General features: G+C 63.6%; 13 protein-coding genes and 5 pseudogenes. 10 read left to right on the plus strand and 8 right to left on the minus strand.

Features of this window, described 5'->3' with window-relative positions; all coding sequences use genetic code 11:
- The first annotated feature begins 27 nt into the window (after positions 1–27).
- From urtA to ABIF91_RS17820, 8 genes are all read left to right on the plus strand, one after another.
- Entirely contained in the window at positions 28–1,287 is a 1,260-nt protein-coding gene (urtA, locus tag ABIF91_RS17785; protein WP_028180849.1) for an urea ABC transporter substrate-binding protein, read from the plus strand.
- Between the two features lie 127 nt (positions 1,288–1,414).
- The gene (gene urtB, locus ABIF91_RS17790; RefSeq protein ID WP_028180850.1) at positions 1,415–2,341 is read left to right on the plus strand and encodes an urea ABC transporter permease subunit UrtB; all 927 of its coding nucleotides are present in this window, start codon (positions 1,415–1,417) and stop codon (positions 2,339–2,341) included.
- A 17-nt stretch (positions 2,342–2,358) separates the two neighbouring features.
- Positions 2,359–3,501: an urea ABC transporter permease subunit UrtC gene (gene urtC, locus ABIF91_RS17795; RefSeq protein ID WP_035672994.1), complete on the plus strand. Its 1,143-nt coding sequence runs from the start codon at positions 2,359–2,361 to the stop codon at positions 3,499–3,501.
- Between the two features lie 118 nt (positions 3,502–3,619).
- Complete coding sequence (gene urtD, locus ABIF91_RS17800; RefSeq protein WP_028180852.1) at positions 3,620–4,375, plus strand: urea ABC transporter ATP-binding protein UrtD; 756 nt, start codon at positions 3,620–3,622, stop codon at positions 4,373–4,375.
- Positions 4,376–4,603: 228 nt separating this feature from the next.
- Positions 4,604–5,293 (plus strand): urea ABC transporter ATP-binding subunit UrtE, encoded by a 690-nt coding sequence (gene urtE / locus ABIF91_RS17805; protein WP_028180853.1) that lies wholly within the window; start codon positions 4,604–4,606, stop codon positions 5,291–5,293.
- Positions 5,294–5,321: 28 nt separating this feature from the next.
- Positions 5,322–6,551 carry a formamidase gene (gene fmdA / locus ABIF91_RS17810; protein WP_028180854.1) on the plus strand — a complete coding sequence of 410 codons (1,230 nt, stop codon included), beginning with the start codon at positions 5,322–5,324 and terminating at the stop codon, positions 6,549–6,551.
- 92 nt (positions 6,552–6,643) lie between these two features.
- Positions 6,644–7,021, plus strand: coding sequence for an FmdB family zinc ribbon protein (locus ABIF91_RS17815; protein WP_028180855.1), 378 nt, complete (start codon positions 6,644–6,646; stop codon positions 7,019–7,021).
- Between the two features lie 62 nt (positions 7,022–7,083).
- Positions 7,084–8,124, plus strand: coding sequence for an aliphatic amidase (locus tag ABIF91_RS17820; protein WP_028180856.1), 1,041 nt, complete (start codon positions 7,084–7,086; stop codon positions 8,122–8,124).
- Positions 8,125–8,306: 182 nt separating this feature from the next.
- Here ABIF91_RS17820 and ABIF91_RS17825 read toward each other — a convergent pair whose 3' ends face one another.
- The 6 genes and pseudogenes from ABIF91_RS17825 to ABIF91_RS17850 all read right to left on the minus strand — a co-directional run bounded on the left by ABIF91_RS17825 (position 8,307) and on the right by ABIF91_RS17850 (position 15,942).
- Positions 8,307–9,131, minus strand: coding sequence for an MlaD family protein (locus ABIF91_RS17825; protein ID WP_028180857.1), 825 nt, complete (start codon positions 9,129–9,131; stop codon positions 8,307–8,309).
- A 157-nt stretch (positions 9,132–9,288) separates the two neighbouring features.
- Positions 9,289–10,161: pseudogene (locus ABIF91_RS17830) on the minus strand (acetate--CoA ligase family protein); the annotation flags it as partial.
- 147 nt (positions 10,162–10,308) lie between these two features.
- A protein-coding gene (locus ABIF91_RS17835) for an IS3-like element ISRj2 family transposase (RefSeq protein ID WP_129557670.1) occupies positions 10,309–11,438 on the minus strand; the annotation gives its coding sequence in 2 pieces (ribosomal slippage) (positions 10,309–11,186 and positions 11,186–11,438; 1,131 coding nt in all).
- Between the two features lie 66 nt (positions 11,439–11,504).
- A pseudogene (locus tag ABIF91_RS17840) lies at positions 11,505–12,872 on the minus strand (CoA-binding protein); the annotation flags it as partial.
- 145 nt (positions 12,873–13,017) lie between these two features.
- Positions 13,018–13,578: pseudogene (locus tag ABIF91_RS17845) on the minus strand (class GN sortase); the annotation flags it as partial.
- Between the two features lie 101 nt (positions 13,579–13,679).
- Positions 13,680–15,942: pseudogene (locus tag ABIF91_RS17850) on the minus strand (marine proteobacterial sortase target protein).
- A gap of 186 nt (positions 15,943–16,128) precedes the next feature.
- Between ABIF91_RS17850 and ABIF91_RS17855 the strand changes: the two are divergent.
- Positions 16,129–16,890, plus strand: coding sequence for a helix-turn-helix domain-containing protein (locus ABIF91_RS17855; protein ID WP_028178975.1), 762 nt, complete (start codon positions 16,129–16,131; stop codon positions 16,888–16,890).
- 81 nt (positions 16,891–16,971) lie between these two features.
- On the opposite strand, the gene ABIF91_RS17860 is transcribed toward ABIF91_RS17855, so the two are convergent.
- On the minus strand, positions 16,972–18,195 hold the full coding sequence (locus ABIF91_RS17860) for an ABC transporter substrate-binding protein (RefSeq protein ID WP_028178974.1): 1,224 nt from the start codon (positions 18,193–18,195) through the stop codon (positions 16,972–16,974).
- A 71-nt stretch (positions 18,196–18,266) separates the two neighbouring features.
- Positions 18,267–19,817: pseudogene (locus ABIF91_RS17865) on the minus strand (acyl-CoA synthetase).
- A 258-nt stretch (positions 19,818–20,075) separates the two neighbouring features.
- Between ABIF91_RS17865 and ABIF91_RS17870 the strand changes: the two are divergent.
- On the plus strand, positions 20,076–21,212 hold the full coding sequence (locus tag ABIF91_RS17870; RefSeq protein WP_028178972.1) for an acyl-CoA dehydrogenase family protein: 1,137 nt from the start codon (positions 20,076–20,078) through the stop codon (positions 21,210–21,212).
- The last annotated feature ends 46 nt before the right edge of the window (positions 21,213–21,258 follow it).

A 21,258-nucleotide genomic window follows, 5' to 3' on the forward strand; every position in this document is an offset into this window, starting at 1 on the left:
GCGTTCTCGAACAAAAGTGGGGTGCTCATGTCAGACGAAGCAAACAAGGGCCTATTGTCGCCGCTTCGGCGCAAATTGTTGATGGGGATGGCGGCCGTGCCGGCCGTCACGATGCTGCCGCGGGCGTCCTTTGCGCAGGCCCCGGCGACCTCGGCGGTCAACACCACGGGTCTTGCGGTCACCGACACCGAGGTCACGGTCGGCATCCTGCACTCGGCGACCGGCACCATGGCGATCTCCGAGACCGGCTCGATCGAGGCCGAAAAGCTTGCGATCGAGCAGATCAACGCGGCCGGCGGCGTCCTCGGCCGCAAGATCAAGTTCATCCAGGAGGACGGCGCCTCCGATTGGCCGACCTTCGCCGAAAAGGCCAAGAAGCTGCTGGTCAACGACAAGGTCGCGGCCATCATGGGCTGCTGGACCTCGGCCTCGCGCAAGGCGGTGCTGCCGGTCGTCGAGCAGTATAACGGCATGCTCTACTACCCGACTTTCTACGAAGGACTCGAGCAGTCCAAGAACGTGATCTACACCGGCCAGGAGGCGACCCAGCAGATTCTCGCCGGCCTGAACTGGATCGCCAAGGAGAAGGGTGCGAAGACCTTCTTCTTCATCGGCTCCGACTACATCTGGCCGCGCACCTCGAACAAGATCGCGCGCAAGCACGTCGAGAACGTCCTGAAGGGCAAGGTCGTCGGCGAGGAGTACTATGCGCTCGGCTCGACCCAGTTCAACTCGGTCATCAACAAGATCAAGCTCACCAAGCCCGACGTGATCTTCACCGACGTCGTCGGTGGCTCCAACGTCGCCTTCTACAAGCAGCTCAAGGCGGCCGGCATCGACCTCGCCAAGCAGCCGCTGCTGACGATCTCGGTCACCGAGGACGAAATCGACGGCATCGGTGGCGAGAACATTGCGGGTGCGTACGCCTGCATGAAGTACTTCCAGTCGCTCGACAATCCCAACAACAAGGCCTTCGTGCCCGCCTTCAAGAAGATGTGGGGCGAGAAGACCGTGATCGGAGACGTCACCCAGGCTGCCTATCTCGGCCCATGGCTGTGGAAGTTGACGGTCGAGAAGGCCGGCTCCTTCGACGTCGACAAGATCGCTGCGGCGTCGCCCGGTGTCGAGTTCAAGGGGGCTCCGGAAGGTTACGTCCGCATCCACGAGAACCATCATCTCTGGTCGAAGACCCGGGTCGGTCGCGCCAAGCTCGATGGCCAGTTCGAGCTGATCTACGAGACCGCCGATCTCGTCGAGCCCGATCCGTTCCCGAAGGGTTACCAGTAAGCGGCATCCGTCGCGCATTCTCCCCGACACCAAGCCGCTCCCTGGCGTGGATCGCAAGTCCATGCCTCAAGCCCCCGCGTCGCGAACCTGCTCGCGACGCGGGACCCCATCTCGACGGAGGACATACATGTTCGGCGACTACTCGATTGGCGACCTTGGCTCGATCTTCGTCATGCAGGGTTTTGCCGGACTGATCCTGTTCTCCGTCTATGTCCTCATGGCCCTCGGGCTTGCCATCATCTTCGGCCAGATGGGCGTCATCAACATGGCCCATGGCGAGTTCATGATCCTCGGGGCCTACGTCACCTGGATGACCTCGAACGTCTTCCAGGCCTACATGCCGAGCCTGTTCGGCGGCTACTTCTTCCTCGCGATGATCCTGGCCTTCATCGCATCCGGCGCGCTCGGCATGCTGGTGGAGTGGGTGCTGATACGGCACCTCTACAAGCGCCCGCTTGACACGCTGCTTGCCACCTGGGGCCTCAGCCTGATGCTTCAGCAGGCCTATCGCTCCGTGTTCGGCGCGCGTGAGGTCGGCGTCGAGCTGCCGCAGTGGATGCTCGGCTCGCTGCACGTGACCGACAGCATCGAAGTGCCGATCAACGGCGTCTTCGTGATGGGTCTCACCGTGCTGATCACCGTTTCCGTTGCCTATGTTCTCTACCTGTCGCGCTGGGGTCGCCAGGTGCGTGCGGTGGTGCAGAACCGCATCATGGCCGGCGCGGTCGGCATCAACACCGAGAAGGTCGATCGCTATACGTTCGGACTCGGCTGCGGCATCGCGGGCGTCGCCGGCAGCGCCTTCACCATGATCGGGTCGACCGGGCCGACCTCCGGTCAGCTCTACATCGTCGATACCTTCTTGGTCGTCGTGTTCGGCGGCGCCGCCAGCCTGCTCGGCACCATCGCCTCGGCCTTCTCGATCTCGCAGACGCAATCGACCCTCGAGTTCTTCATGTCGGGTTCGATGGCCAAGGTGCTCACGCTGCTCGCTGTCGTCGGCATCCTGATGCTGCGGCCGCAGGGTCTGTTCGCCCTCAAAGTCCGCAAATAACGAGAAGCAGGCAAGTCATGATCATCAACTCACGCTTCTTCAATCGCTCCGAACTCACGGGCTTCATCGTCCTGGCCGCCGTGTTGTTCGTGATCCTGCCGCTGTCGCTGGATGTGTTCCGCCTCAATCTCGTCGCGAAATACCTGACCTACGCCTTCGTTGCGCTCGGCCTCGTGCTGTGCTGGGGCTATGGCGGCATTCTGAGCCTGGGGCAGGGCGTGTTCTTCGGCCTCGGCGGCTACTGCATGGCGATGTTCCTCAAGCTTGAGGCATCGAGCGTCGAGAACACCAAGATCCAGTCGACGCCCGGCATCCCCGATTTCATGGACTGGAATCAGATCACGTCGCTGCCGCTGTTCTGGCAACCGTTTCACAGCCTGACCTTCACCATCCTGGCCATCATCCTGGTTCCCGGTCTCTTCGCCCTGATCATCGGCACTGCGATGTTCAAGCGCCGCGTCGGCGGCACCTACTTCGCGATCATCACCCAGGCGGTCGCCGCCATCCTGACCATCCTGATCGTCGGGCAGCAGGGCTACACCGGCGGCATCAACGGCATGACCGATCTGCGCACGCTCAAGGGGTGGGACATCCGGCCCGACCACGCCAAGGTCATCCTGTACTTCGTCGAGGTGGTGCTGCTGTTCGCCTGCATCGGCATCGCACAGTTCATCCGCCTGACCAAGCTCGGCCGCATCCTGGTCGCGATGCGCGAGCAGGAAGACCGCGTCCGCTTCTCCGGCTACAGCGTCGCCAACTTCAAGATCTTTGCCTTCTGCATGGCCGCGATCTTCGCCGCGATCGGCGGCGCCATGTTCGCGCTCAATGTCGGTTTCATGTCGCCGTCCTTCGTCGGCATCGTGCCGTCGATCGAGATGGTGATCTACACCGCCGTCGGCGGGCGGACGTCGATCTTCGGCGCGGTCTGGGGAGCCATCCTGGTGAACTTCGCCAAGACCAGCCTGTCGGAATCCTTCCCGCAGCTCTGGCTGTTCGGCCTCGGCGCGCTGTTCATCGCGGTCGTGCTTGCCTTCCCGAACGGACTGTCCGGGCTCTGGGCCGATTACGTGCAGCCGCGCATCGATCGGTTGTTCGGCTCGCGCAAGACGAAGGCGGGCTGGAACGACAATTCGGTCGCCGACGGCGCACCGGCAGAGTGAGGAGACCATCATGCTCGTCGGTCATCACGATGCCGATGCCACGCTGGCAGTGAGGAGGTAGATCATGCTCGTCGGTCATCACGATGCCGATGCCACGCTGGCAGTGAGGAGATAGATCATGCTCGTCGGTCATCAGCCGAAGGAATTCCTGCTCGCGGTCTCCGGACTGACCGTCTCGTTCGACGGGTTCAAGGCAGTCAACGACCTCTCCTTCTATGTCGAGGAGAACGAGATCCGCGTCATTATCGGTCCCAACGGCGCGGGCAAGACCACGGTGCTTGACCTGATCTGCGGCAAGACCAAGGCGACCTCGGGCTCGATCCAGTTTCGTGGCAAGGAGCTCACGAAGATGAAGGAGAACGAGATCGTTCAGACCGGCGTCGGGCGCAAATTTCAGACGCCTTCGGTCTTCGATGACCTGACGGTCTTCGAGAACCTCGAGATCTCGTTTCCGCGCGGTCGCACCGTGTTCGGCTCGCTGACCTTTCAGCGCGACCAGCCGGTGAAGGACCGGGTGGAGGAGGTCGCGGAGATGATCTTCCTCAAGGACAAGCTCAATACCTATGCCGACGAGCTCAGCCACGGCCAGAAGCAGTGGCTCGAGATCGGCATGCTGCTGATCCAGGACCCGGACCTGCTGATGCTGGACGAGCCCGTCGCCGGCATGAGCGTGTCGGAGCGTGCCAAGACCGCCGAGCTGCTCAACCGCATCATCAAGAACCGCTCGGTGCTGGTGATCGAGCACGACATGAAGTTCGTCGAGGACATCGCGCACAAGGTCACCGTGCTGCACCAGGGCCAGATCCTCTCGGAGGGCACCATGGAGAAGGTGAAGAACGATCCCAAGGTCATCGAAGTCTATCTGGGCCACTGAGACATGGCGAGATCGAGTGAGCTAGCTGCAGCTCGGACGGTGCAGCTCTCCCCTTGTGGGAGAGGTCGGACCGCATCGTCAGATGCGGTCCAGGTGAGGGGTATCTCTCCGCGCGTCCAACTGCCTCTCGCATCCGCCGATGCATACCCCTCAACCGTCGCGGACGTCGTCCGCGCCACCTTCTCCCACAAGGGGAGAAGGAAGGCATGCCGAGCTTAGGAGCAATCGATGCTGGCAATTTCCGATCTCCATGTCGCCTATGGGCAGAGCGAGGTGCTGCACGGGCTCAACGTCAAGGTCGCGCCCAACGAGATCGTCGCGATCATGGGTCGCAACGGCATGGGCAAGACCACGTTGATGAAGTCGCTGATGGGGATCCTGCCGGCCAAAAGCGGCTCGGTGACCATGGACGGCGCTGAACTTGGCGGCCTCAAGAGCTACGAGCGCGTCGCCAAGGGCCTCGCCTATGTGCCGCAGGGCCGCATGATCTTCTCCACCATGACGGTGGAGGAGAACATCGAGACCGGGCTCGTCGTCTCCGGTGGCTCCGAGGTGCCCGGCGACATCTACGAATTGTTTCCGGTCCTGCTCGAGATGAAGGGCCGCCGCGGCGGCAATCTCTCCGGTGGCCAGCAGCAGCAGCTCGCCATCGCGCGTGCGCTCGCGACCAAGCCGAAAGTGCTGCTGCTGGACGAGCCGACCGAAGGCATCCAGCCGTCGATCATCAAGGAGATGGCGCGCACCCTCAAGCGCATCCGCGACGAGAAGGGCCTCTCGATCGTCGTGTCCGAGCAGGTCCTGAGCTTTGCGCTCGATATCGCCGACCGCGTTCTGGTGATCGAGAACGGCGAGATCGTCCGCGACGATCGTCGCGATGCCGTCGATGCCGCGCAGGTCTCGAAATATCTGTCCGTCTAACCAACCGTAGTAAAAGGGGAGCCTCTCGATGCCAGAGACACTGATCAAGGTCGATCTCACCAAATCGGCCTATGAAAATGACATGGTGCACAACCGCTGGCACCCCGACATCCCGATCGTGGCCTGGGTCAATCCCGGTGACGATTTCATCATCGAGACCTATGACTGGACCGGCGGCTTCATCAAGAACAACGATTCCGCCGACGACGTGCGCGACATCGATCTGTCGATCGTGCACTTCCTCTCGGGCCCGATCGGCGTCAAGGGCGCCGAGCCCGGCGACCTCCTCGTCGTCGATCTGCTCGACGTGGGGCCGCTCAAGGAGAGCCTGTGGGGCTTCAACGGCTTCTTTTCCAAGCAGAATGGCGGCGGCTTCCTCACCGATCACTTCCCGCTGGCGCAGAAGTCGATCTGGGACATCAAGGGCCTCTACACCTCGTCCCGTCACGTGCCCGGCGTCAACTTCGCCGGCCTGATCCATCCCGGCCTGATCGGCTGCCTGCCCGATCCGAAGATGCTGGACATGTGGAACAAGCGCGAGGCCGAGCTGATCTCGACCAATCCGACCCGCGTGCCCGGCCTTGCCAATCCGCCCTTCGCACCGACCGCCCATGGCGGCCGCGCCAAGGGCGATGTGAAAGCCAAGATCGGCGCGGAGGGCGCGCGCACCGTGCCGCCGCGCGAGCATGGCGGCAATTGCGACATCAAGGATCTGTCGCGCGGCTCCAAGATCTACTTCCCGGTTTACGTGCCCGGCGCCGGTCTCTCGATGGGCGACCTGCACTTCAGCCAGGGCGACGGCGAGATCACCTTCTGCGGCGCCATCGAGATGGCCGGCTGGCTGCATCTGAAGGTCGAGGTGATCAAGGACGGCATGTCGAAATACGGCATCAAGAACCCGATCTTCAAGCCGTCGCCGATCACGCCGAACTACAAGGACTATTTGATCTTCGAAGGCATCTCGGTGGATGAAGCCGGCAAGCAGCACTATCTCGACGTCCATATCGCCTATCGCCAGGCCTGCCTCAACGCCATCGAGTATCTGAAGAAGTTCGGCTATTCCGGCGCCCAGGCCTATTCGATCCTCGGCACCGCGCCCTGCCAGGGCCACATCTCCGGCGTGGTCGACGTGCCCAACGCCTGCGCCACGCTGTGGCTGCCGACGGAAATCTTCGACTTCGACGTGATGCCGTCTTCGGCGGGCCCGATCAAGCACATCACCGGCGATATCCAGATGCCGATCTCGCCGGACAAGTAGTTCCTGCGCGACGGGATGCGGGACGGCGTTTGCTTGCCGCCCCGTATCCGCTGCCAGGTGTGTTGAACAAGCTACAGCGTGGGGATGATGCGATGCCGGTCTACGAATATCTCTGTGACGATTGCGGTCCATTCAAGGACCTTCGCCCGATGGCGGAGTGCGACGATCCGCAAAGCTGTCCGCACTGCGAGGCCCTGGCGCCCCGCGTCATCCTGACCGCGCCGAACTTCTTCTGCATGCCGGCCGACAAGCGCAAGGCGCACGCGGTCAACGAGCGAAGCACGCATGCGCCGCAGACGCTCGCACAATACAAGGCCTCGCACGGCCCCGGCTGCGGCTGCTGCTCCTCGGGCAAGACCGTGAAGGACAAGGGCGCAAGGGACAGGAAGAAACCGGCGCGTCTGATGACCAAGACCAGCAGCGGCGCCAAGGGGTTTCCGACGGCGCGGCCCTGGATGATCAGCCACTAACCTACGCGACCGCCTGATCGGCGGCGACCCAGAACAACGAGTCAAGTACAGGAGCGGTCAACATGCTTCACGGCGATATCTCAAGCAGCAACGACACGGTCGGCGTTGCAGTGGTCAATTACAAGATGCCCCGGCTGCATACCAAGGCCGAGGTGCTCGATAATGCCCGCAAGATCGCCGACATGATCGTTGGCATGAAGCTCGGCCTGCCCGGCATGGACCTCGTGATCTTCCCGGAATATTCCACGCAAGGCATCATGTACGACTCCAAGGAGATGTACGAAACGGCATCCATGGTGCCGGGCGAGGAAACCGCGATCTTCGCCGAGGCCTGCCGCAAGGCCAAGGTGTGGGGCGTGTTCTCGCTGACCGGCGAGCGCCACGAGGAGCATCCGCACAAGGCGCCCTACAACACCTTGATCCTGATGAACGACAAGGGCGAGATCGTGCAGAAGTATCGCAAGATCATGCCATGGGTGCCGATCAAGGGCTGGTATCCCGGCAATTGCACCTATGTGTCCGAGGGGCCGAAAGGGCTCAAGGTCAGCCTGATCATCTGCGACGACGGCAACTATCCGGAGATCTGGCGCGACTGCGCCATGAAGGGCGCCGAGCTGATCGTGCGTTGCCAGGGCTACATGTATCCGGCCAAGGAGCAGCAGGTCATGATCTCCAAGGCCATGGCGTGGGCCAACAACGTCTATGTCGCCGTCGCCAATGCCGCCGGCTTCGACGGCGTCTATTCCTATTTCGGCCATTCCGCGATCATCGGCTTCGACGGCCGCACCCTCGGCGAGTGCGGCGAGGAGGATTACGGCATCCAGTACGCCCAGCTCTCGAAACATCTGATCCGCGATGCGCGCCGCAACGGCCAGTCGCAGAACCATCTCTACAAGCTGGTCCACCGCGGCTACACCGGCATGATCAATTCCGGCGACAGCCCGCGCGGCGTCGCAGCGTGCCCGTATGATTTCTACAAGAACTGGATCAAGGACCCCGAAGGCACGCGCGACATGGTGGAAGCGATGACCCGCGCGACTCCGGGCACCGAGGAATGTCCGATCGAGGGCATTCCGAACGGGGCGGCGGCCAGCAACTACTGAGCTGTTGGCGGATTCCGCGTTACCCTCCCCTGGAGGGGGAGGGTCGATCGCGCGCAGCGCGAGCGGGGTGGGGTGATCTCTCAACACAGGCAGTGTGCGAGGTGGAGAGACCGTCACCCCACCCCGTCTCGTATCGCTATCGCGCTGCGAGCCGACCCTCCCCCTCCAGGGGAGGGTAAGCATTACCGCTTCTGCTGCTCCGTGGGCCTGCGCGGTGGACGCGGCGGCGTGGGCGTCCCGCTCATCTTGTTGGCGGCCTCGCTGACGTCGAGCAGCGAGCGGCGGATGTCTTCGAGGTAGGTCGCCGACTTCTTCTTCATGGTGTCGGCAAGCTCGTGCAGTCCCTTGATCTTCTCCAAGAGCTCGTCGGCCTTGCCGTCGACGAAGCCCGGCACCACGCCCTCGATCTTTGCGACCGCCTTGTCGAATCCGGCAAAGGCGCTGTCGACCTTGGCCATGACCGAATCGATTTCCGCGCCCTTGGCTCTGAGGTCGGCAGTGTGGCCCTCGAACGTGCGCAGGCCATCCTTGATCGCCGGCGCGTTGTTCACGATCGTGCGGTCGACGCTGTGCAGGGTTTCGACGATGGATTCGGCATCGCTGAGGTCGGCCGTCAGCACGGGAATGCCGTCCGTGTCCAGCGGCACCGGCGGCGCAGAGGGCGCGCCGCCGATCAGCGAGATCGCGGCAACGCCGGTGAGGCCCTGGAACTCGATGCCTGCCACGGTGTCATTGCGGATCGGTGCGGTGTTGTCGAGCATCACCAGCGCCACGATCCTGCGGGGGTTGTCGAGCTTGATCGACAGGATCTGGCCGGCGGGCACGCCGTCGAAATTGACCGGCCCACCGCGGCGCAGGCCGCTGGCGGAACCACCCTCGAATACCACGCGCAACTGGCTGCGGCTCTGGATGGTGCGCCATTTCTGCACGCCGAGCAGGCCGCCGAACGCCACGGCAATCGCCGCCAGCGTTGCCGTTCCGATCACAAGATTGCTCGCGCGCGCCATGAGGTCGAGTCTACGGCCAAAGCGGGATGGTTGGAAGGTGTTCGAATGGCCGCGAGTCTAGGTAGGGCGGGTTAGCGAAGCGTAACCCGCCAATGCGTTGCGCTTGGATGGACCGAATTGGCAGATTGCACTGCCGCCAATCCGCCCTACGACATCCTCAATGTCCAGCCGCGCGTCTTGCCGCAGCATTGTTCAGCACGATCAGCGCATCCACGGCCACGCCCGTCCTGGTGTTGATCAGGAACGGGTTGATGTCGATCGAGGCGATCCGGTCACCGGCATCCGCGATCAGATTGGAGAGGCCGACCAGCGCCTTCACCGCCGAGGCCTCGTGCAAGGCCGGCCTGCCGCGATAGCCTCGCATCTTGATCCCGGCCTTGGTGCGGCCGATCAGGAGCCGCGCCTCGGCCTCGTCCAGCGGCGCGCCGGCGAGGGCGACGTCCTTCATCAGCTCGATGTCGATGCCGCCGGTGCCGAACAGCACGACAGGCCCCATCTCGGCATCGAGCGAGGCGCCCACTACGAGCTCGAGCTCGGCCTTGACCTGCTGTGCGATCAGGATGCCGTCGAGCTTCGGCTTGCCCTTCAGCTTGTTCACTCGGGTCGTGATGTCGGCGAACGCTTTCTTCACCTCGGCCGGGCTGTTGAGGTTCAGCACCACGCCGCCGATGTCGGACTTGTGCAGGATCTCCGCGCTGACGACCTTTGCCACGACCGGAAAGCCGATCTGCTTCGCAATCTTCACTGCTTCGGCCGCCGTCTGCGCGATCGCCTCCTTCGAGATCGGGATGCCGTAAGCCTTGAGGAGCTTCTTCGAGGCGACCTCGTCGAGCGCGGCGCCAGTCGCCGATCTCAATGTCTTCTCCAGCATGGCGCGGGCGGCCGGCTTCGAGCTCGAGACGATGTCGGGCACCTCCTTGCGCAGTTTCGCGTAGTCGAGCAGCGACCTGATCGCGGTCACCGCACGGTCCATGCCCTGCATGACCGCAAGATGCGGCAGCGACTTGCGCAGGCCCTTGGTGAACTCGGTGAGAGCTGGCCCCGGTTGTTTGGACAGCGCCCCGCTGGATTTAAGTGGATTCCTGCCGGGTTATGCTGAACGCGGGGCTTTACGGTTTTGTCGTTGCGTCGGGAGGGCGTAGCCCGACCAGAGCGACGACAAAACCGTCGGCGACGGTCATGCGGCCATCACCATAGCTTGCGTGCCGAAGTAAGCCTCGTCGGGCGTGCGCCCGTCAAGGCTCGAGTGAGGGCGTCCCTGATTGTAGAAGGCCAGATACTTGGCAATTGACGCTCGCGCCTCGGACACGCTGTCGTAGGCGCGGAGATATACTTCTTCGTATTTGACCGTGCGCCAGAGCCGCTCGACAAACACGTTGTCGCGCCAGGCGCCCTTGCCGTCCATGCTGATGGCGATCTTCGCGTCCAGCAGCACATCGGTGAACTCGAGGCTGGTGAACTGGCTGCCCTGATCCGTGTTGAAAATCTCGGGCCTGCCGTGCTTCGCCAACGCCTCCTGGACCGCTTCGACGCAGAAGGCCGCCTCCATTGTGATCGAGACGCGATGGGCCAGGACCCGTCGGCTGAACACATCGACGACCGCCGCGAGATAGACGAAGCCACGCCGCATCGGAATGTAGGTGATGTCCATTGCCCACGCATGGTCGGGCCGCTCGATCTTCAATCCGCGCAACAGGTACGGGTAGATCTTGTGACCCGGAGCCGGCTTGCTCGTGTTCGGGCGACGATAGACCGCCTCGATCCCCATGCGCTTCATCAGCGTCGCGATGTGGCGGCGACCGGCGTATACGCCCTCCCGCCGCAGCAACGATCGCAGCATACGCGCTCCCGCGAAGGGATAATCGAGATGCAGCTCATCGAGCCGACGCATCAAGGCAAGGTCCTCGGCCGAAACTGGCCGAGGTTCATAGTAGACCGTGCTGCGAGCCAGCTTCAGGACCTTCGCCTGGCGCACGATAGAAAGATCATGATCGCGGTCGATCATCGCTTTGCGCTCAGCAGGCCCGCCTTGGTGAGCGCGCCGGACAAAAAATCGTTTTCCAACGCCAGCTCGCCGATCTTGGCATGTAACGCCTTCAAATCGACCGGCGTCTCGGCCGATGTCTTGTCATGCCCAAACACGCCGGCGGCGCCTTCCAGGAGCTGGTTTTTCCAGATCGTGATCTGGTTCGGATGAACATCAAACAGTTGCGCCAGCTCCGCCAGTGTCTTGTCGCCTTTGACCGCAGCCAAAGCAACCTTCGCCTTGAATGCCGGAGAATGCGTCCGGCGGCTCTTCTTCGTCATCTTCGCTCCTGATTCGCAGCAAGAATCCTCGCCGCTGTCAGGCAGAAAATCCACTCAAGCTACTGTCCGAATTTGCGGGGCCAGCTCTGTGAAGCCGATCGACATCGCGCTGATATAGATCACCGGCTTGCCGGCCTGCCCCGCCATCTCGTTGACGATGCGCAGATTGCGCTCGCGCAGCTCGTGCGGGGCTTTTGGCAGTTCGGCATCGACGATGACGATGTCGATATCGGGGTCGTCGATCATCAGCTTGATGGACTTCATATAGACGGAGGGATCGACGACCGCGGCAAAGCCGGCGTCGAGCGGATTGCCGACGATCGAGCCGGGACCTAGCATCTTCGCCAGCTCCGAGCTGACATGCGGGCTCAGCGGCGCGAAATTCAGCCCCGCGGCATAGAAGGCATCGATCAGCATGCCGCGCTTGCCGCCGGAGAGCGTGACGGCGGCAAGCCGGTCGCCTTTTGGCACGGCAGCGTGCACGAAGCATTCGGTCGTCTCGATCAGCTCGTCGAGTCCGCCGACCCGGATGACGCCTTCTCGCGTTGCGATGGCGTCGAACGTCTCGATCGAGCCCGCGAGCGCTCCGGTATGCGCCATCGCCGCGGCGCGGCCGCCCTCGGATGCACCGAGCTTGAGCGCGATTACGGGTTTGCTCGCGGCGCGCGCCGCCTTGCAGGCGTCGCGGAAGGCCTTGGTATTGCGCACGCCTTCGAGGTAGACGACGATCACCTTGATGCTCGGATCCTCTGCGAAATAGTGCATCAGGTCGGGCGTCTCGAGCCCGGCCTCGTTGCCGGTGGTCACCATATAGCCGACCCCGACACCCCGATCCTCCAGCGCCTGGCGGATCGCCATGACGATCGCGCCCGATTGCCCGGCGACCGCAACCGCGCCCTGTTCCATGGTGACGATTCGATCGTCGATGTTGGTGAACAGCTTTTCGCCGGCGCTCAAATTGCCGAGGCAGTTCGGGCCGGTGACGGCAAGGCCCGTCTCGCGCACGGCCGCCTGCAAGTCGGCGGCAAGCTTCTGGCTTTCTTCATCCTGCAACTCGCTGAAGCCCGAGGTGACGATGGTCGCCGATCGCGCGCCGGCCGCGGCGGCGTCGCGGATCACTTGCACGGCGAAGCGCGCGGGCACAAGCACCAGGACGTGATCGGGCTTTTCGGGAAGGCTCGCAAAATCCTTGTAGCAGGGGACGCCCCAGATGGCGTCGCGCTTGGCGTTGACCGGATAGAGGCCGCCCTCGAAACCGTATTTGACCAGATTGTTCCAGATGCGCTCGGCATAATTGCCGGGCTTGTCGGTCGCACCCACCAGCACGATGTTGCGCGGGTGCAGCATGGCGTGGATGCCCTTGACGATGTCGCTGGCATCGGACGGTGGAGACCATGGATGGAACGCGGACGCAGCAGACACCTTGGCTTCCATGCCGTGACCTCTCCTGTTGTTCTTCTTGGTCGAGTGCCGCCCCGTTCTATGGCGAGTCCTTCGGAGTGGCAACCTTGGGGGTGGTATGCCGTGCGTTGGAATGAGCGACGCTGGCGCGTGTCGTCGGCTCGGTGGGCGATTTGTCGGCTCCAACCAATGTTGCATGCAGGATGTAGCGCTCGGGGCCGGAGGTGACGGCGTCGAATGGCCAGCAGGTCGCGAGAACAAGCTCGAAGCCCTGTGTCGTGGCGTCGATGCCCGATGCATCGAAACGGACCACGGTCGAGGAATCCGCGCGATAGCTGAAATGTCGACCGTCGCGACGTGTGACGTCGATGATGTCACCAATGACCACATTCCGCAGGAAGCGGAAATGAGTGTCGCGATGGGCGGTATAGACCGCAACCCCGCGTTCACCCGCATCAGCCGTTTGGTGGATATGGCCGGGGCCAAAAGCGAGCGCCTGTCCGCTCGCGCCTTCCAGCACGATGGCGCTGGCACCGATCCGCTTGACCTCGATCCGCGCGACCGGCCAGGTGTCGGCCCACGACCACGGCTTCACCGCCTGTCCCGTCGCAATGCTCCGGTCGAACGCCCGCTCCAGCAGCACCTGCGCGAGCCATGCCTTGGCATGGATGTAGGCGCCATCTCCGAACAGAATGATGCCGACGAGTGCCAAGACCAGAGGGGAGATGAGGCGGTGCATTGTGTCCACCCTCGCAATGATGTTCAAAAAAGGCGCGCGCGGCCGTTTGGAGGGGACGGGCAGCCGCGCGCGCTGACAGAGGAGTTCGGGGCGCTCCTCTCTCAAGCGGCGTCGGTGAGCAAGTGCCGACGCCGGTTGAACACGAACAGGATCAGGGCGAGCACGATCAGGGCCAGGCCTGCGATCATCTTCAGCTCGGCCGAGGTTGCAGTCTTGGGCAGGCGGATCGCATCGGGCGCGGCAGGCGTCGGCCGCCTCAGCTCCGGCTGGTTGCGCGCATCGGCATGACGTTCACGCAACTGCGTCGGCACCTGCGGCCGCTCGCCGAACACCTTCTCGAAATCCCAGCCGGCCGGCAGATTGATCGGCAGGTCGCTGAGCTTGAGCGGCTCGCCTTCGGGCCGGCTCGGCGTCCTGTCGACCGCAACGAGGCTGGTCAGCCGCGTGACGATCTGATGATCGAGCGCCAGCGCCAGGATCGCCCTGTCGGATTCTTCGGGCGCCATCTCGCGCATGGCGCGCGCCACTTCGGCGTCGCCGATCTTGCGCCTGGCCCAGAGCTTTGAAAGGCCCTTGCCTTCGGCGGCGCTTTGCAGCGGCAGCGTCACCGACCACGGGCGATCGCCGACGCGTCCCTTGATTTCAAGGGAGCCCGCGAGCTTGTCGAGCCTAGCCACCAGCACCAGCGGCTCGTCACGATAGACGTCCGGAATGATCGCCGGGGTGATGTCGGCCTTGGCGTCGGAAAATCTTGCGGTAAGGCCGGTCGCCGCCGGATTCTCCAGCTTGGCGAACAGGCCGCGCATGCGCTCCTCGACCTGCTCAACCGAACCGATATGGGTGAAGGCGCCGCGGCCGAGCTCGGCGGCGCGCGTCATCAGATGGGTGTTGGGCGCCGAGCCGATGCCGACCATGAACACGCGGGAACGGCCACGCATGGCCGTGATCGTCTCGAACAATTGCTGCTCGTTGCCGATCGCGCCGTCGGTGAGGAACACGACCTGGCGGACCATGCTGCTGTCACTGATCTTGTCGGACAGCGCAGCGCGCATCGCCGGTACCATCTCGGTGCCGCCCCGCGCCTGCAAAGCGCTGACGAACGAGGTCGCCTCGCCGAGATGCGCGGCATCCGCCGGCACCGAGGCCGGAAACAGCACGTCCATGGTGTCATCGAAACGCACCACGTTGAAGCGGTCATTGGGCTGGAGCCGGCCGAGGGCATAGAGCAGGCTCGCCTTGGCCTGAACGATGGAGGTGCCGCCCATCGAGCCGGAATTGTCGATCACGAACACGACCTCGCGGGGCAGCGGCTTCTGCGTGGCCTGCTCGACGCTGGGCGGAGTGACGAAGGCGAGCAGGTAATCGGCATCGCCAACATGCTCGCGGAACAGGCCAACCGACGGCGCCAGCCCGGCGGCCGGCTTCCAGGTCAGCTCGAAATCACGATCGGCGGGGACAGCGCCATCAGCGAGCGTGACGATACGCGTCGTGTCGTCCGGGCTCTCGATCTTGACGTTATGGTGGCGGCTCCTGACCTCGCCGGGCACAAAGCCGGCCTGCAGACGCACTGTGATGCTGGTCGGGTTGACCGGCACATGTCTAGCGGGATCCAGCACAGGCGGCGAGATGCGGTCACGATCCGGAACCGGATCTGATGTCGCTGCGCCCCAGCCGGAGCCGTCCTTGCGGAAGTCGACGCTCTGCACGATCGGCGCCGGATTGTAGCGCGGGGCGACCACCAGCGGCACGCGGAGCGAATATTCGTCGCCGGATTGATGCACCGGCTCCTGATATTCGATCTGCACCAGCACGGTCTCGCCAGGACCGATATTGGCGACCGAATTGGTAAAGACGTTGGGCCGCTCCTGCTCGGTGAGCGCGGCCTTCTGGCCGGCGCTTCGCGCCTGCTCGTAGATCACGCGGGCTTGTTGCCGCTCCTTGATGTCGCCGACGATGACGTGGTCGCCGACCACCATCTTCAGCGTGTCGACGGCACCATTGGCTGCGAGCGGATAGACATAGGTGGCCGCGACCCAGTCCCTGGTCGGATTGCGGAACAGTTGCGTGACGCGGGCGCGCAGCGTCGGGCCCGATACGGTGATGTCGATGTCGGTGCCGAGACGGATCGCCTCGGTGTAGGCGCCGTCTTCCTTCAGTAACAGGCTGCCTGACCGTGCCTCGCCAGGTTGGAGGAGGCTGGTCTGCTCGGCCGTTGCCGACCAGCCGGTCCCGAAGCTCACCAGCAGGGCCACGAAGGCCACCAGCATCACCGCGACGCCCTGGCGCGAGAAGGAATAATCCGAGCTTGGTCAGCCGGCCCAGCAAGGGGTGTTCGTCGCTGTCGGCAGTGTCGTAGCTATCCATTTGGCCTGCTCCCGAGGGTTGTCTGCTGGCCCGCAGGATCGGTCTGGAGAGGCTTATTTCGCGAGCAGAATGATCGGCAATGTTCCGCCGCGGCCGGCGCGAGCAGGCCGCCGTCGGGCGGCCATGTGCGGTTTTGTGCTGGTTTGTCCGCCCTGCTAGAATGGCACTCCCAGGGCAGGGTTGATGATGCAGATGCAGGCCGACAAGCAGCTTTCGGACGAGCAGAGCCGCGAGATCGCGGAGACCATTCGCGAAGAGCTGGCCAGACGCCGGATCTCCCGGCAGGCCCTGGCCGAGCTGGCCAAGCTCAGCCTGTCGACGCTGGAGAAGGTGCTCGGCGGCCGCCGGCCGTTCACGCTGGCGACGACGGTTCGGCTCGAGCAGGCGCTAGGCGTCTCCTTGCGCAAAAGTGCCATCGTGGTGACGCCTCCGGCCGCAAGTGACGTCGCGCCCGACAGCCTCGGCTCCTATGCTCATCGCGCCGTGACCTGGCTCGAGGACGTCTACATCACCCTGCGCCCGTCCTTCGGCGACAAGGATGCGATCTTTGCCTATCGCACCGAGATCGTCTGGGAGCCGAAGGTCTCCGCGCTGGTCTTTCGCGAGGGCGAGCGGACCGACGCAGCCTATGAGCACACCGGCGAGGTCGCCGTTCCCCATCAGTCCGGCTTCATCTACCTTGTCATCATCAAGCACGGTCAGCATCGCGTCATCACGGTGTCGCGGCCGACGGTTGCCGGCGAGATGTACGGCATCATCTCGACGCTCCGTGCCGGCCCCGGCTCGCAGCTCACGCCGATCGCTGCGCCCATCGCCTATGTGCCGCTCAGGAATATTCCAAAGCCGTCCTTGGGGCGGGTTGCGCCCGACGACGACAACTACGTCTTGTATCGAAAGCATCTGCGCCGCACGGTGGAAGAGCCCTTTGCGCTCTTCCTGCCGGCATAGCCTCGCTTCGACCTCGCTCACACAAAAAGATAGCGGCCTTTCGGCCGCTATCTGGGTTGGAGCATGTTCAGCTGATGCGAGCTAGCCTCCGGTCTCGGCGCTGATGATGTCGCCGAACAGCTCCCACTGACCAGCCTTGAAGCGGATCATCTTGAGCTGCTCGATCGGTGCGAAGTCGTTGGCGCCGGTGTTGATCTTGATGCCGGGGATCAATGTATCGGGCGCAAAATCCTTCAGGCTCGCGGCCTGCTTCATCACGTTCTCGCGCGTCAGGTTGTCGCCACACTGCTTCAAGGTCTGAACCAGAGTCTGCGCGGCGGCATAGCCGTAGACGATGTTGGTGTCGGAGACATTGGCGCCCGGCATGTATTTGTCGATGAAGGCGAGAAACTTCTTCATGCCTTCGTCGCCCTTCCATTGCGGGTCCGATGCGTCCTTCAGATAGCTCGCCGACAGCACGCCTTCCGACGCGTCGAGCCCGGCGGGCTTCATCACCGCGCCGATCGAGATCGACACGTCGGTCATCACATGCATCGGCCTCCATTCGAGCTCCGCGATCTTCTTGATCGCCTGCGCCGCGAATTTCGGCGTCGAGATGTTGACGAAGACGTTGGCGCCGGTGCCCTTCAGCTTGACGATGTGGGAATCGATCGAAGGCTCGGTGGTCTCGTAGCTCTCTTCCGCCACGATCAGCGATGAGGCCTTGTCGCCGAAGATCTCCTTGATGCCGGCGACGTAGTCCTTGCCGAAATCGTCGTTGGCATAGAAGATCGCGACCTTCGCGTCGGGCTTCGCCTGCAGGATGTACTTGGCGAAGATCCGCGCCTCGACCCGGTAGCTCGGCTGGAAGCCCATGGTCCATGGAAAGCCCTTGGGGTCGTTCCACTTGCTGGCGCCGGTTGCGAGGAAGAGCTGCGGGACCTTCTTGGCGTTGTGATACTTCTGCACGGCGGTCTGGGTCGGCGTGCCCAGCGCATTGAAGACGAGGAACACCTCGTCGCTTTCGATCAGCTTGCGGACCTGCTCCACGGTCTTGGGCGGCGAATAGCCGTCGTCGTAGGAGATCCAGTTGATCTTGCGGCCGTTGATGCCGCCCTGGTCGTTGATCATCTTGAAATAGGCTTCCTCGGTCTTGCCGATGATGCCGTAGGCGGAGGCGGGACCCGAATAAGCCTCGACATTGCCTATCTTGATTTCGGTGTCGCTGGCACCCGTGTCGTATTTCTTTTGTGCGAAAGCGCTTTGAGCCGAGAGCAAGGTCAGGGCTGTTGCCGCGGCGAGCAGGACGATTTTCTTGTTCTTCATGGAAATTCCTTGGAGTTTCTTGTTGGTGGGCAGGCACGTCAGAAAGGAAAGCGCCCGGGAGGGCGCTTCGATCAGGCATTGGCGACCTTCTTGTCGATTTCGGAAGCCACCGAGAATTCCTTGCGCAGGGTCGGTTTGTGGATCTTGCCGGTGGCGTTGCGCGGTAAGCGCCTCGACGAATCGGATCTGGCGCGGGCACTTGAAACGCGCCAGATTGGCCGCGCAATGAGCGAAAACCTCTGTCTCCGTCAGCTTTTGTCCGGGCTTGACCGCGACGATGGCAAGGCCCACCTCGCCCCATTGCGGATCGGGAATGCCGATCACGGCAGCCTCTGCGATCGCCGTGAGCTGGTGCAGGACGTTCTCGACCTCGGCCGGGTAGACGTTCTCGCCGCCGGAAATGTACATGTCCTTCCAGCGATCGACGATGTAGTAGAAGCCCTCCTCGTCGACCCGGGTCGCATCGCCGGTGTGCAGCCAGCCGTCGGTGAAGGATGTCTTGTTCGCTTCCGGCCTGTTCCAGTAGCCCGGCGTGATGTTGGGTCCCCTGACCCAGAGTTCGCCGAGTTCGCCGACATCGGCATCGCTGCCGTCGGGACGCACGATGCGCACCTCCGTGTGCAGCACTGGCTTGCCGGCGGAGCCGGCCTTGCGCGCGGCATCCTCGCGATCGAGCACCAGCACGGCCGGCGAGGTCTCGGTCATGCCGTAACCCTGCTGAAGCGCGACGCCGCGCGCCTCCCAGACCTTGAGCAGCGGCACCGGCATCGGAGCGCCGCCGACACCGCCGACGATCAGCCGGCTGAGGTCGGTCGTCGCGAAGGCCGGGTGCTGCGCCATGAACTGGTAGATCGCGGGCACGCCGAAGAACACGTTGATGCCCTGCGCGGGATCGTTGATCAGGCGAGCGCCGTGCCGGGATCGAAGGCGCGCATGATCATCACGGTGCCGCCGGCGTGCAGCACCGGATTGGTGTAGCAATTGAGCCCGCCGGTGTGGAACAGCGGCAGCACGGTGAGCAGCACCGAGGCCGGCCCGATGCAGGCGGGGCCGCCGAGATTGACGCAGTTCCAGAAGGTCATGCCGTGGGTGATGGTCGCGCCCTTCGGATGGCCCGTCGTGCCCGAGGTGTACATGACGGTGGAGACGTCATCGAGCGTGACTTCTTCGGCGCGGTCGAGCGGCTTCGCGGCGGCGATACCGGCTTCATAGGTGCCGCCGGGGCCGAGCAGCAGGCTGGTCGCAACGTTGCAGAGCTTTGCGACGGCGAGCGCCGTCTCGGCTAGGTCTGTGTCGTGGATCATCACCTTCGGCGCACAATCGGCAGTGATGAACTGGAGCTCGGGAACGGTGAGGCGGGTGTTCAGCGGCACGAAGATGGCACCTAACCGGCCGCAGGCGAACTGCACCTCCAGCGTATCGGTCGTGTTCAGCGCCAGCACGGCGACGCGGTCGCCGCGCGAGACCTTCAGCGTGTGACGCAGGAACGAGGCGAGGCGCGAGACGCGGGCGTCGAGCTGCGAATAGGTGAAGCGGCGCTCGCTTGCGAGGTCGATCACCGCAACCTTGTTCGGTGTGCGGCGGCCATGATGGGCAATCCAATCGTAGTAGCGAACGGCCAAGAATTCCTCCCTCGGCGGTCGGTGCCGCCCTCCCTCTTGCTGCCCGTGCACCATGCCCGGCGTGGCGCCAGCCGGAGTTTGTGCAGCAACGTTTTTTGAGCCAGAGTTAGCCTGTGCGGGACGAAAATCGTCTTGCGTGGAGTTGCTAGGCCATAGGCTGCGGTGGAGCGGCTCCGATGGCCAGCCACTCCGCGCAAGTGAATGGCAAATGTTCCAGCCATGGTGGACGAGCGAATCCGCCAACAGGGCGAGACTGCAATGAAGAGCCCGTTCTATACCGCCGAGCACGACGCCTTTCGCGACGTCATGCGCCGTTTCGTCGAGAAGGAGATCACCCCGTTCGCCCATGAGTGGGACGAGGCCGGTGAATTCCCGCGCGTGCTCTATCGCAAGGCGGCCGAGATCGGCCTCATGGGGCTCGGTTTTCCCGAGGAATATGGCGGGATCACCGCCGACCAGTTCATGAAGATCGTCGCCAGCCAGGAGCTGGCGCGCGCCGGCGCCGGCGGTGTCAGCGCCAGCCTGATGAGCCATACCATCGGCTCGCCGCCGATCGCGCGCGCAGCTCGTCCGGAGGTGAAGGGGCGCGTGCTGCCGCAAGTGCTCTCCGGCGAGAAGATCTCCGCGCTCGCGATCACGGAGCCTGGCGGCGGCTCCGATGTCGCGAACCTGAGTACCCGGGCCCGGCGCGACGGCGATCACTACGTCGTGAGCGGCGAGAAGACCTTTATCACCTCAGGCATGCGCGCGGACTATCTGACTGTTGCGGTGCGCACCGGTGGCGAGGGCGCCGGTGGCGTCAGCCTGCTCCTGATCGAAGGCGACACGCCTGGCCTGTCGCGGACGAAGCTGAAGAAGATGGGCTGGTGGGCCTCCGACACCGCGACGCTGCATTTCGACCAATGCCGCGTCCCGGCAGGAAACCTGATCGGCGAGGAGGGGCAGGGGTTCAAGATCATCATGCAGAACTTCAACAGCGAGCGCATGGGCATGGCGGCAAGCTGCACCGCCTTCGCCCGGGTCTGCCTCGACGAGGCGGTTGCCTATGCGAAAGAGCGCAAGACCTTCGGCAAGCCGCTCGCCCAGCACCAGGTGATCCGCCACAAGATCGTCGACATGGCGCAGAAGGTCGCGGCATCCCAGGCGATGCTGGAGATGCTGGCCTGGCGGCTGGAGCGGGGCGAAAGCCCGGTCGCGGAAATCTGCATGATGAAGAACCAGGCGACGCAGACCATGGCCTTCTGCGCCTCGGAAGCCGTGCAGATCTTCGGCGGCGCCGGCTTCATGCGCGGCATCAAGGCCGAGCGCATCTACCGCGAGGTCAAGGTCAATGCCGTCGGCGGCGGCACCGAGGAGATCATGAAGGATCTGGCGTCGAGGCAGATGGGGTTGTGATAACCGTCGTCCCGGGGCGCGCGCAGCGCGAACCCGGGACCCAGAG

The sequence above is a fragment of the Bradyrhizobium sp. USDA 241 genome, assembly GCF_049739505.1.
GTDB classification, from domain to species: Bacteria; Pseudomonadota; Alphaproteobacteria; order Rhizobiales; family Xanthobacteraceae; genus Bradyrhizobium; species Bradyrhizobium liaoningense.